At 36.1% G+C, this 12732-nt stretch carries 10 protein-coding genes, 2 pseudogenes and 1 other annotated feature; all 12 genes and pseudogenes read right to left on the bottom strand.

The annotated features are described in order from the left end of the window. Positions 1-102: 102 nt before the first annotated feature. Positions 103-348 carry a type B 50S ribosomal protein L31 gene (locus tag RYK07_RS07740; RefSeq protein ID WP_314853270.1) on the bottom strand — a complete coding sequence of 82 codons (246 nt, stop codon included), beginning with the start codon at positions 346-348 and terminating at the stop codon, positions 103-105. A gap of 157 nt (positions 349-505) precedes the next feature. Continuing rightward, positions 506-1525, bottom strand: coding sequence for a tRNA (adenosine(37)-N6)-threonylcarbamoyltransferase complex transferase subunit TsaD (gene tsaD, locus RYK07_RS07735; protein WP_314853268.1), 1020 nt, complete (start codon positions 1523-1525; stop codon positions 506-508). Next, on the bottom strand, positions 1522-2610 hold the full coding sequence (rimI, locus tag RYK07_RS07730; protein WP_314853267.1) for a ribosomal protein S18-alanine N-acetyltransferase: 1089 nt from the start codon (positions 2608-2610) through the stop codon (positions 1522-1524). Before rimI ends, tsaD begins: the two co-directional genes overlap by 4 nt. Continuing rightward, the gene (tsaB, locus tag RYK07_RS07725; protein ID WP_314853266.1) at positions 2594-3325 is read right to left on the bottom strand and encodes a tRNA (adenosine(37)-N6)-threonylcarbamoyltransferase complex dimerization subunit type 1 TsaB; all 732 of its coding nucleotides are present in this window, start codon (positions 3323-3325) and stop codon (positions 2594-2596) included. Before tsaB ends, rimI begins: the two co-directional genes overlap by 17 nt. 346 nt (positions 3326-3671) lie before the next feature. Continuing rightward, entirely contained in the window at positions 3672-5120 is a 1449-nt protein-coding gene (proS, locus tag RYK07_RS07720) for a proline--tRNA ligase (protein ID WP_314853265.1), read from the bottom strand. Positions 5121-5173: 53 nt separating this feature from the next. Further along, positions 5174-5371: a binding site (T-box leader), on the bottom strand. An 81-nt stretch (positions 5372-5452) separates the two neighbouring features. Then, the gene (locus RYK07_RS07715; RefSeq protein ID WP_314853264.1) at positions 5453-6859 is read right to left on the bottom strand and encodes a glycoside hydrolase family 32 protein; all 1407 of its coding nucleotides are present in this window, start codon (positions 6857-6859) and stop codon (positions 5453-5455) included. A 92-nt stretch (positions 6860-6951) separates the two neighbouring features. Next, a pseudogene (locus RYK07_RS07710) lies at positions 6952-8343 on the bottom strand (sucrose-specific PTS transporter subunit IIBC); the annotation flags it as partial. Positions 8344-8491: 148 nt separating this feature from the next. Further along, the gene (locus tag RYK07_RS07705; RefSeq protein ID WP_314853263.1) at positions 8492-8668 is read right to left on the bottom strand and encodes a hypothetical protein; all 177 of its coding nucleotides are present in this window, start codon (positions 8666-8668) and stop codon (positions 8492-8494) included. Between the two features lie 674 nt (positions 8669-9342). Beyond that, entirely contained in the window at positions 9343-10056 is a 714-nt protein-coding gene (locus RYK07_RS07700; RefSeq protein ID WP_020991446.1) for a methionine ABC transporter permease, read from the bottom strand. Further along, positions 10049-11074: a methionine ABC transporter ATP-binding protein gene (locus tag RYK07_RS07695; RefSeq protein ID WP_314853262.1), complete on the bottom strand. Its 1026-nt coding sequence runs from the start codon at positions 11072-11074 to the stop codon at positions 10049-10051. Before RYK07_RS07695 ends, RYK07_RS07700 begins: the two co-directional genes overlap by 8 nt. 66 nt (positions 11075-11140) lie before the next feature. Next, complete coding sequence (locus RYK07_RS07690) at positions 11141-11998, bottom strand: MetQ/NlpA family ABC transporter substrate-binding protein (RefSeq protein WP_314853260.1); 858 nt, start codon at positions 11996-11998, stop codon at positions 11141-11143. Between the two features lie 510 nt (positions 11999-12508). Then, positions 12509-12732, bottom strand: a pseudogene (locus tag RYK07_RS07685) (hypothetical protein); the annotation flags it as partial.

Below are 12732 nucleotides of genomic sequence, written 5' to 3'. Positions count from 1 at the left end.
GTAGCAGGTGCCCTTGGAGGACTTTCACCTCAGATGTACGACATGCCCGTCATACACAAAAAAACCTTTCTCGAAATCGAGAAAGGTTTGAGAATTGTCTTCTTATTTGAGACCGTATTTTTTGTTGAAACGATCCACACGTCCGTCTGCTTGTGTGAATTTTTGACGACCTGTATAGAATGGGTGAGAATCTGAAGTAATCTCAACACGTAATAATGGGTATTCGTTACCATCTTCCCATTGTACAGTTTCGTTTGATGATTTTGTTGAACCTGATAAGAATTTGAATCCAGTAGTTGTATCCATGAAAACAACTGGATGATATTCTGGGTGAATTCCTTGTTTCATTTTCTATTCCTCCTGCCCTGAATTATTGCCTAATCCAGAGTTATTTATTTTTATGCATAAAGCAACACAAGTATAATAGCATGCTTAGGCATAGAATGCAACTATTTTTATTAGTTGAAATAGATTTTTCTTAGCTTAAAATTCCAAAATAATTTCCCTAGTCTCCTAGTTCTAAACCAGGCATTGCATTCACATCCATCGCTGCAAAATCTTGTTCTAACCATTTTGAATAGGCAGCTGCACCAATCATTGCAGCATTATCGCCACATAGATTCATTGGCGGAATGGAGAACGTCACCGTTGGATAAAGACTTTGCATCATCTCTTGTAAACCTGTTCTAAGTCCACGGTTCGCTGCGACTCCTCCTGCTAATACAAATTGCTTCACAGGATATTCTTGTAGTGCACGTTTACTTTTTTCTACTAATACTTCTACAACACTTGCTTGGAAACTTGTCGCTACATTTTCTGGCACAATTTCTTCGCCTTTTTGTTTTGCATTATGAATACGATTAATAACCGCTGATTTTAATCCACTAAAACTAAAGTCATAATGGTCTTCATGAATCATCGCTCTTGGAAAATCATACACATCTTCTCCAATATGCGCCAATTCATCCATTTTCTTTCCACCTGGATAAGGTAAGTTTAAAATTCTTCCAATCTTATCATAGGCTTCTCCAGCTGCATCATCTCGAGTTTCCCCGATAATTTCAAACTGTCCATCCTGTGGCATATAGACTAATTCTGTATGTCCACCGCTTACGACTAATGCCATTAATGGAAATTGTAAAGGTTCGATTAATTGGTTTGCATAAATATGTCCTGCCATATGATTGACGGCAATTAATGGCTTATTCGCTGCTAGTGCTACTGCTTTTGCAGCTGAAATTCCGATGAGTAAAGCTCCGACTAATCCTGGTCCAATCGTTACCGCTACTGCATCGATTTCTTCCATTGTTTTGCCAGCTTGTACTAATGCTTCTTCAATCACTTGTGTAATTTGCTCCACATGATGACGACTTGCAATTTCTGGTACAACTCCTCCAAATCGCATATGACTTTTGATTTGAGAAGCGACAATATTCGATAATAACGTACGACCATTGACAACCACTGCTGCACTTGTTTCATCACAGCTACTTTCAATGGCTAAAATAACGACTTCCTTTGTCATTGTTCACATGCTCCTTTCTTGAGTTCTAATCGATAGAGTAAGGCATCTTCTAATGGATCTGTATAGTAATCACGTCTTCTGTGATAACACTCAAATCCTAAAATTTCATATAATTGCTGAGCACGATGGTTAAATTCTCGTACTTCTAAAAATACGGTTGCGACTTCTTGCAACCCTAAATCATAACACGCCATTTGCCATAAACGTTGGGCAAGTCCTTTTCCTTGGAATCCTGTATGAATCACAATATTCGTAATCGTTGCTTCATCCAAGACGACTTGCATACCAACAAATCCAATTAACGTATCTACATGATAGACACCATAATAAGCTCCATGTTCAGAAGCAATATCTTCTTGGAAAGCTTTTGCACTCCAATGTCCAGGATGTTCATAATGTTGTTGCACCAATTGGTATAACTGTTCTGCCACATCATCCTCAACCGTTAATCGTTTAAACGAGAACTCTGACGAGGAGAATGATTCTGGTGTTTTAGGGGGTAATGGATAAGTCATCAGTACCGCATCCTCTACTTCATTTTTATAATATTTTTCTTTATATCCTGTTTGAATAAATCCAAATTTTTCATATAAACGAATCGCCTTTTTATTTGAGACTCTAACTTCTAGGGAAATGGAATCTTTTTCTAAAAAGCGTGCATACTTTTCTAATTGCTTCATTAATAAAGTCGCACATCCTAAAAATCGTACATCCGAATGAACCGCAATATTCGTAATATGAAGATCTTCTGATGTCACTCTTGCACCAATAAACGCTTGTATTTCCTCATCTATTTCTAGAACGATATAAATAGCTTTTGTATTATACGTTAAATCTTCTGCAAAAGCGTCTCTTTCCCAAGGAGGATTGTCCATATACGCTTCTTCTTCTACATAAGCAATCGCATCAATGTCTTCGATCGTCGCCAGACGAATCGTCGCAATTAATCCATTCGATAATGGAGTTCGTTTTGATTGCTGAGGCAATTGAGTTACGACAAAGTCTCCTACAGGAATTGCTTGATCTGCTAATCTTCCTAATTGTTGCCATAAAGATTGTGTCCAATCTTTACATGCGCTCCACATAGTTTATCTCCTGTTCTTCTTGGTGGCTCGCTTTCCAATTTTCTTCTGCTTCTGCTAATTTTAAATATGTCGGAACAAAAACATCTGCATCTTCTTCTAGTGCATCTTGTGCTAATTTACCAAAGTGTCCTGCATGAGCAATGGCATCATTCTCTTCAGTAAATACTGCTTTATTTCCTAATTTTTCTAGAACTAGCTCTTTTTGTGCATCTGTCAATTGTCCAACAAAATAAAGAGGAGCTTCATAAGTCGATAACTCTTCTAACCAATCACCCCATGAAATATGACGTTCTGGGGCTACCAATTGTGGAAATAGTTGGTTCACTTGATAAAGACCCGTAAAAATATTTTCTCTACGAGCATCAAAAAATGGAACAACATAGGCTCCCTCAGGAACAACTTCTACAACATTTGCAACAATCGCTTGTAAACTTGAGACAGATTTTAGCGGAATATGCAATGTCTTCGCAAGAGTTTTCGCAACTGTTACTCCAATTCTAAGTCCAGTATACGAACCTGGTCCTTTGGCAACAATCACACCTGTTAGTTCTTGCATACTGACTTGACTTTCTTGAAGTACTTCTTGAATTGCCGGCATTAGTTTGACACTATGTTGTAACGTGTCTGGAACTGTTTGTTCAACAATCGTTCCCTCATCTTTGACAATGGCAACCGATAAAGTTTTATTTGAGGTATCAATAGCCAATACGGGCATAGAGCACTTCCTTTCTAGTTTTTTGTTTAAAAAGTGTGAAGGAGGGCAAGTTGTGCTATGCTTTGCACTTTTACCCTCTTCAGTCCTTTATTTAAATGTTATTTCTTTTTACATTGGAAAGATGGAATCGACGTGCGTTTCAGAAGGAATCCGGTGCGACTTTCGTCACCCTCGCCTTCTTCTTCCAACGTTTCGATTCAGAGCATCTTTCTTCGCACATTGTTTGAATACGGCTCAGAAAGATTGAATCGACGTGCGTTTCAGAAGGAATCCGGTGCGACTTTCGTCGCCCTCGGCTTCTTCTTCCAACGGTTCGATTCAGAACATCTTTCTTCGCACATTGTTATTAGTACGCTCTTGCAATCCATACTGTTTGTGTTGCTGGTTTGCCTGAAACGATACATGTTTCTTTTTTCACTGGTGGGTTGAATGGAATATTACGAGTTGTAAATCCAGTTTCTTCTTTGATTTTAGCTTCTGTTTCTTCTGTTCCATCCCAACCAACTAATACCCAACCAGGTACTTCGCCAGCTTCACGTTTTGCTTCAATATGAGCTTTTAATTCATCTAAAGTATCAATGTTTGTATATTCATTAGAAGCACGCATTGCACGAGCTGTTTCTAATAAACGTCCTTGCATTTTTTCTAATTCAGATTGAATTGTTTCTACTAACACATCAAAACCTACCGCAACTTTTTCATCTAAATCACGCATTTTTGTCATGACTTGATTATTTTCTAAATCACGTGGTCCACATTCAATACGCATTGGAACTCCACGTAATTCCCATTCATTGAACTTGAATCCTGGTGAGTTGTCTGTGTCATCGATTTTCACACGTAAGCCTGCTGCTTTTAATTGTTGTTGTAATTCTTCTAATTTTTCTAAGATAGCTGGATTTTTCTTCCATGGTCCAACTGGAATTAAAACTACTTGTGTTGGAGCTACTTTTGGAGGTAATACTAATCCTTGTTCATCTCCATGTGTCATAATTAATGAACCGATTAAACGAGTTGATACTCCCCATGAAGTTGTATGAGCATGTACGTGTTCGTTTTCTTTTGTTAAATATTTAATGTCAAATGCTTCTGCAAATTTTGTTCCCATATAGTGAGAAGTTCCAGCTTGGACAGCTTTTCCATCTTTCATCATTGCTTCGATTGAGTAAGTATCTACCGCACCAGCAAAACGTTCTGATGGAGTTTTTTGTCCTTCATAAACAGGAACGGCTAATACACCTTCTACTACTTCTTTATAAATATCTAACATTTTCATTGTACGACGACGTGCATCTTCTTCATCAGCGTGAGCAGTATGTCCTTCTTGCCATAAAAATTCAGATGTACGTAAGAATGGTAAAGTTTTCTTTTCCCAACGGAATACATTTGCCCATTGGTTTACTTCATATGGTAAATCACGGTATGAATTAATCCAGTTTGAGAACGCAGTTCCAATCATTGTTTCACTTGTTGGACGTAAGGCTAAACGTTCTTCTAATTTTTCACCTGCTGCTTCTGTTACCCATGGTAATTCTGGCGCAAATCCTTCAATATGATCTGCTTCTTTTGTGAAGAAGCTTTCTGGAATTAACATTGGGAAGTATGCATTACGAATTCCTTCTTCTTTAAAACGGCGGTTAAATTCTTCTTGAATATGTTCCCAAATTTCATACCCATCTGGTTTAAAAATCATACATCCACGTACTGGTGAATAATCCATTAAATCAGCTTTTTGAATCGTTTGGATATACCATTTTGAGAAATCTTCTCTTTGTAAGTTTGTTTTTTCTGCCATATTAGCACTCCTTTTCTAATAATCGTGGAACAAAAAAGAGCCATTCTCCCTATAAAAAGGACGAATGACTCGCGGTACCACCTTTAATTACATTTCATGTTAAATGTCTCTTGGGACGTGATAACGGTACGTGAACCGGATTATTTTCATAATCAATATGCTGGTAGGTTCAATTCTAAAAGCGGGGGTTCTCTCTCAGCCATGAAGAACTTTCTGTACCCATTTCAGAACTTACTATTCCATGCATTATACTACCGAAAAAACGGCTAGAAAGCAAGTGTTATGTGTACTTACTCTTTGATAAAATGTAAGATACCCTAACGTAAGTGTACTTACTCTACCATAAATCCACTTTCCTTCATACTATACACTTCAATCACCATTTCTTGTTCATTCGTTTGTTGAATCAAGAAGTCCAAAGAATCTTCCTCCGTAAAGAATCGAAGCGTAAATACTTCTTCTCCTTCATTAACAAATAATTCTAAACTTGAGTAGTCCATCCAAGCGTTTAGATGTTGCAGAGGAGATTGTAAGGTTCTTTCTCTTGTTTCTTTTTCTCCTGTTTCCCAATCGGTACGACTGACAAATAGTACTTGAGATTCTGCATCATATTGAATGAAAATTTCATTGCGTAATTGAATCGCTAATTTATCCTGAACGGCTTCTTTCCAATTCACTGTCCACACTTGTGCAGGCGAAGAAAAGACCGATTCAAAACGAGTCGCATTCCATTGGATTTTTTGAACATCTGTTGTTAAATTCCATAATTCACGTGCAGGTTTTTGAAGATATTTTCCATTGTGAACCGATACTTCACGTGGAATTGTTAAAGCATGAATCCAGCCATCTTGAATCGTTGGGATAAGTCCTTCTTTTCCTTCTGGAATTCCCATCCAACCATATTGAAGAATGCGACCGTCTTCTGCTTGGAAACTTTGCGGAGCATAATAATCAAATCCTGCATCAACTTCAGTTAAATTGTCTGCATCTACAACGAATTTTCCATCGATTGTAAACTGCCCTAATTGCACTACAGTTTGATATAAATTATTGAATCGTTCTCCTTGAGCTTCAATTCCTTGTGGCGAATAAATAAAGGTATCCTTTTCTTCAAATGGAATCACATCTGGACATTCCCACATATATCCGAATTCTTTTTCTTCAACACTAATTGAACCATTCAATACCCAGTAAAGTAAATCTTCTGAACGATATACTAATGTATCTCCTTTTAAATCTTCCGTTTGAGCTCCTACAACCATCCAGTAATGATCGACACGTGCATCATACCAAACTTTTGGATCACGGACATGTCTTGTATAACCTTTTGGATGTTCGAATAATGGGCCTTTCTTTTCAAAATGAATGCCATCTTCTGAGACTGCTAAGCATTGATAACTAGAAGCATTTCCTTCTTCATCTTTTACATTTCCTGTATAAAATAACCATAATTGATTATTATGAACATAAGCACTACCAGAATATACACCACTTTTATCGAACCATTGGTCTGGAGCTAATGCTAGTTCGACTCTTTTCCATTGAATCATATCATCCGAAACAAGATGTCCCCAATGCTTATTCGCATGCTTTGTATCTGTTGGATTCCATTGGAAAAATACATGATATTGTCCTTTGAAATAAATTAATCCATTTGGATCATTCATTAATCCATATGGAGGAACAATATGATACACTAAGCCATATTTTCCAGTATTACTTTTTCTTACTAAACTCATTGATACTCCTCATCTACATAAAAGTCGAAGCTATCATGTGACGCTTCGACTTTCTTTTTTACATTTTACTGTTTTTATTTTTTCAACATATCGTCGCTATAACCGATTGTATATGTTAATCCAAAACTTACTGCAAAGGCTACTGCGATTGCTAATACGTATAATGGGAATTGGCTATTTAAGAATAATAACATCCCTGGTAATACTGTTACAGACATACCTGTTGCTTTTAATTGGAATAAAGCTGCTAAGAAACCTCCTGTAGCTCCTCCGATTAATCCCATTACAAATGGTTTACCAAAACGTAAGTTAACCCCGAAAATTGCTGGCTCTGTAATTCCTAATGCAGCAGAGAATGCTGATGGTAAAGCTAGAGCTTTTAATTTTGTATCTGTTGTTTTGAAAGCAACGGCTAATGTTGCTCCTACTTGTGCAGCCATCGCAGCTGAGATAATTGGGTTAAATGGATTTAATTCCACACCTGTAGCAATTTTTGAAGATTGTAATAATTGTGTTTCTAAGAAATTAAAGATGTGGTGAACACCTGTTACTACGATGACTTGTTGTAATCCACCAATAATAATTCCTGCTAAACCAAATGGTAATTGTAAAACAAATTCAGTTGCATTTAGTACTAATGTTTCTACTGAATGGAAGAATGGTCCAATAATGAATAATCCAAGAACACTCATTACTAAGAATGTTAAGAATGGTGTTACTAATAAATCTAATGCATCTGGAACTTTTGTACGTAACCATTTTTCTAATTTAGCACCAATCATCCCTACGAAGAATGCTGGTAATACTGTTCCTTGGTAACCTACTACTTTAATGAAACCAAAGAATACGATAGGCTCTGCTCCGCCGGCAGCTACTACATAAGCATTTGGTAAAGCACTGTTTACTAACATTAATCCTAAAACAATTCCAAGTACTGGTGAACCACCGAATACTTTAAACGTTGACCATGCTACTAATGCTGGTAAGAATGCAAAGGCTGTGTCTGTTAATACTTGTGTGTATAATAAGAAGTTTTTGTCGATAACATCAGGTGTCATTCCGAATAATCCTAGGAAAATTGGATTTGTTAATAATCCACGTAATCCCATGAATAATCCTGTTGCTACTAAAACTGGAATAATTGGAACGAATACGTCTCCGAATGTTCTACTCATTCTTTGGAATAAGTTTCCTTGTTTTTTCGCTTCTTCTTTCATTTGTGCTGTTGAAGTTTCTGCTACTCCTAAGCGAGCAACAGCTTCATAGACTTTATTGACTGTTCCTGTTCCGAAGATAATTTGATATTGACCTGAGTTAAAGAATGCTCCTTTTACTCCTTCTAATTGGTCAATGGCTTCTTTGTTGATTTTTGCTTCATCAAGAACCATAATTCTCAAGCGTGTTGCACAGTGTGCGACAGATTGAACATTTTCACGTCCCCCGATATTTTCAAGGACTTCTTTTGCAATTACATCATAATTCATGTTGAACTATCCTTTCTTTTTTAAATTGGGAACCATATGCGGAACCGGTTTGCATAAATAAGATAAAGGAAAAACAAGCACTTGTCAACTACTTCTCTTAATGTAAACAATGTAAATTTCATGAAAAGGTCATTTTCATCTGCATCATTTATATAAAAAATAAAATACAACCGACTTTTGGTGCTGTAGCAATGGACGCCAGTAGCTTCGCTTTGCGAATCTCTTGGCTAAAATTTGAGCCTAAGGTCTCAAATTTCCCAGTAATAGAAACTGATGCGACAGTTTCTATTACCCTTGCTACTTGAAAAGTCAGTTGTATTTTCATTTTTTATGTAGGTAAAAGTTTTGTAGTGGCACTAACAAGAAAACGTAAAATCTCTACCCAAATCAATTAGGAAGTCTATTTCATATACGTACTCTAATAAATACCCGTCCATAAGAAAAAACTTCCCGTAGTAGCACTAGCAAGCGAAACCGAAGGTAGCTACTGCCGTCCTCTGCTACTATCACGCAAAGTCTATCTCTTATACGTACTCTAATAAACACCCGTCCATAAGAAAAGACTTTGCATAGTAGCATTTCTCATGAAACCGCAAGTTTGCTGACGTCCACCGCTACAATAAAGCAAAGTCTATATCATAAACGTACTCCAATAAATATCCGCCCATAAGAAAAGACTTCCCGTAGTAGCATTAGTCCTATAAGCCAAGAGGCTTATAGGACAGGAAAATTTGAGACCCTAGGCTCAAATTTTAGGCATGAAACCGTAGGTTTGCTGCCGTCCCCTGCTACTAAAAAAGGAAGTCTATTTCTATATCGTACTCTCAATAAATATCCGTTTCATTAGAAAAGACTTTGCATAGTAGCACAAGTAATATAATCTGCAGAGTCAGATTATATTACCGGAAAATTCGAGACCAAGGCTCGAATTTTAGCCATGAAACCGAAGGTTTGCTGGCGTCCACCGCTACTATAAAGCAAAGTCTATTTCGAAATAAATTAACGTTTGTCGATCCTCTTCACCGCATAGTCTCCGACGAATTGAATCAAGAACACAAGAATTAAAATCGCAACCGTAGCCACGAAAATAATATCCTGCTTATTACGAGTAAAACCAATCATATATGCCAAGTTCCCTAATCCCCCAGCACCAATAACACCCGCAACAGCAGTAGAACCCACTAATGCAATCGTTGTTACCGTAATACCAGACACTAACGCAGGAAGCGATTCAGGAATTAACACCTTCGTAATTATCTGACGAGTCGTAGCTCCCATCGATTCAGCCGCTTCTACAACTCCAGAAGGAATCTCATTTAATGAAATAGACACTAAACGAGCATAGAAAGGAGCCGCACTAATCACTAAAGTTGGAATCGCACCCTTAGGCCCTAAAATAGTTCCCATCAACGCTTTTGTAAAAGGCATTAATAAAGCAAGTAAAATAATAAATGGAACCGAACGGAAAATATTAATAATTCCAGAAAGGAATAAATTCACCCATTTATTTTCTAAACTTCTACCAGGACTTGTTAAATATAAAAACAAACCAAGCGCTAAACCAATAATAAATACATAGAAAGTAGATAGAAAACTCATATAAACTGTTTCGTTAGTTGCTTTAATCACTTCATTCCAATCTACATTTTTAAAGCTCAACATCTCATGGAATAATTCTGAAAAACTCGTTTGAGCTAAAAACACATTAAACATTCTCTAGTACCTCCACAATAATTTCTGCTTTTCTTAAGAAATCAATCACTTCTTCAGCTTTAGCAGATTCTTCTTCAATTAAAATAATCATACTACCAAGCACACCTTTTTGAGTCACATTGACATGCGCTTGTAAAATAGAAATAGAAACATCTAGTTTACGAATTACTTCTGATAAAATTCCTTCAGCAGTTGTATCCCCTAAATATTGAATACGAACAGCAACACCTGGACGAAGTGAAGTTGATAAATGTTCAAAAACATCATGTAAATCTTGTTCAGAACGTTCTTCTCCAACAAACTGTTTAGTAATTGTTTGTTGAGGATTTTTGAACACTTCTAATACTTCCCCAGTTTCAACTACTCTACCTTGTTCCATTACAGCAACACGATGGCAAATTTGACGAACAACATGCATTTCATGTGTAATTAATACAATTGTTAATCCTAAACGTTTATTAATTTCTACTAATAAGTTCAAAATATCTTTTGTTGTTTTTGGATCTAATGCACTTGTTGCTTCGTCACATAATAATACTTCTGGATCATTAGCTAATGCACGAGCAATCCCCACTCTTTGTTTTTGTCCACCAGATAATTGAGATGGATAAGACTTTTCTCTTCCTTTTAAGCCTACAATTTCAATTAGTTCGGCTACTTTCTTTTGACGAACATCTTTTGCCACACCAGCAATTTCTAATGAAAAAGCAATATTTTCTTCAACAGTACGTGACCATAATAAATTGAAATGTTGGAAAATCATCGCAATTTTACGACGTTCTTGTAATAATTCTTTTTTCTTTAATGTTGTAATATCTTTATCATTGACAAAAATATGACCTGTTGTAACAGATTCAAGACCATTTAATAAACGAATTAATGTACTTTTACCAGCTCCTGAAAAACCAATAATTCCAAAAATTTCTCCTTTGTTAATTGTTAATGATACATCTTTTACTGCTTCAACTGTCCCTTGTTTGCCATGATAAATTTTAGAAACTTCTTGTATTTTAATCATCATTCTTCTCCTTATACTCTAAAAAAGGTGTGGCACATAGCTTATGCCACACCTTCTATTTTATCATTATTTTGCAGGAATTACAGACCCATCTGAATATTTATCAGAAATAAATTTACGGATTTCATCACTTTGTAATGCTTTGATTAAAGCTTTAACTTTGTCTGAATCTTTATCTTTTGGTTTAACTGCAATTAAGTTTGCATATGGTGAGCTTTCATCTTCTAAAGCGATTGAATCTTTTTTAGGAGATAATTTAGCATCGATAGCGAAGTTTGAGTTGATGATAACTGCATCACCTTCGTTTGCTTCATATGTTGATACTAATAATTCAGGAGCGATTTCATTTTTGATTTGAATGTTCTTTTTATTTTCAACGATATCGCTTAATTGAGCGTCAACTGGTTTAACACCATCTTTTAATTTAATTAATCCTGCTTTAGTGAAGAATGCTAAGAAACGACCAACTTCAGCTGGGTTTGTTGAAGCATATACTGTTGCGTTTTCTGGTAAATCTGCTAAAGATTTGTATTTTTTAGAGTAGATAGCCATTGGTTCGATGTGAACATTCCCAACGCTTACTAAGTCTTCATTATGTTCTTTGTTGAATTTTTCTAAGTAAGGTGTATGTTGGAAGTAGTTTGCATCTGCATCTCCTCCGAATACGATTTGGTTAGGTGTTACATAGTCATTTACGATATTGATTTGTAAATCATATCCATCTTTTTTAAGAATTGATTTAGCTGCTTCTAAAATTTCACCGTGTGGTGCTGGTGAAGCTACTACTGTAATCTTTTTATCTTCTACTTTTGGAGCTGCTGTTGTTGCTGAATCTTTTGATTGAGATGCTCCGTTTCCACATGCTACTAATGTTGTAGCTACTAATCCTAATGCTGCTGTTTTAATTAATTTTGAAATATTCATAAATAAATTCCCCTTTTCTTTTTACAATTTATAAATGATGATTAACGGGCGCGCTTTCCGTCAATCGTCGAATCAGATAATTGATGTTACAAGTATTTAAGCCATAAAAAAACTCCACCTTAGTTTTTGACTAGAGGCGAAGGATCGCGTTACCACTCTATTTTTAACAAACTTCACAGCTTGTTACTCTATAAGTACATGTTTATACTCTAGTACGGTATCGGGCACCATTCGCAGAAGCTTTATCACTCCTGTTGCTCCCAGACCATTTTCAATAAAGTTCCTGCATCCTTTTTCACCAACCGGACTCTCTTTTTACGTTCGCTTTTATTTACTTATCTGTTCATTGCATCAGTTATTTATCTGTTGTAGATAATATAATATATACGCAAGTTATTGTCAATAACTTTAAATGAATATTTTATATAGTTTTTAACTATTATATCCCATAGTTTTTCTGCATGGAAACAAAAAAAGACTTCTTGCCAAAACAAAAAGTCTCCCTCGTCTTTATAAATACCTATTTAATTCTTTTTCAGAAATATTTAGTTGCTTTGCCCCTATTTCTTTCGATAGGATTCCATTTTTAATTAAATCTACAACAATTTCAATCCTACCTTGCTGTAATCCTTGTCTTAAAGCTTCTTCCTTTTGATATTCTACAGTCGCCAAATGCCCATAATATGCTTGAAGGTATCTTGTTCTTTCATCTAACATGGCTTTCTCCTCCTTTG

It is taken from the genome of uncultured Granulicatella sp., from assembly GCF_963528315.1.
Classification (GTDB): domain Bacteria; phylum Bacillota; class Bacilli; order Lactobacillales; family Aerococcaceae; genus Granulicatella.
Note: the sequence above shows the minus strand (reverse complement) of the source record. Positions and strands in the feature narration are given on the sequence as shown.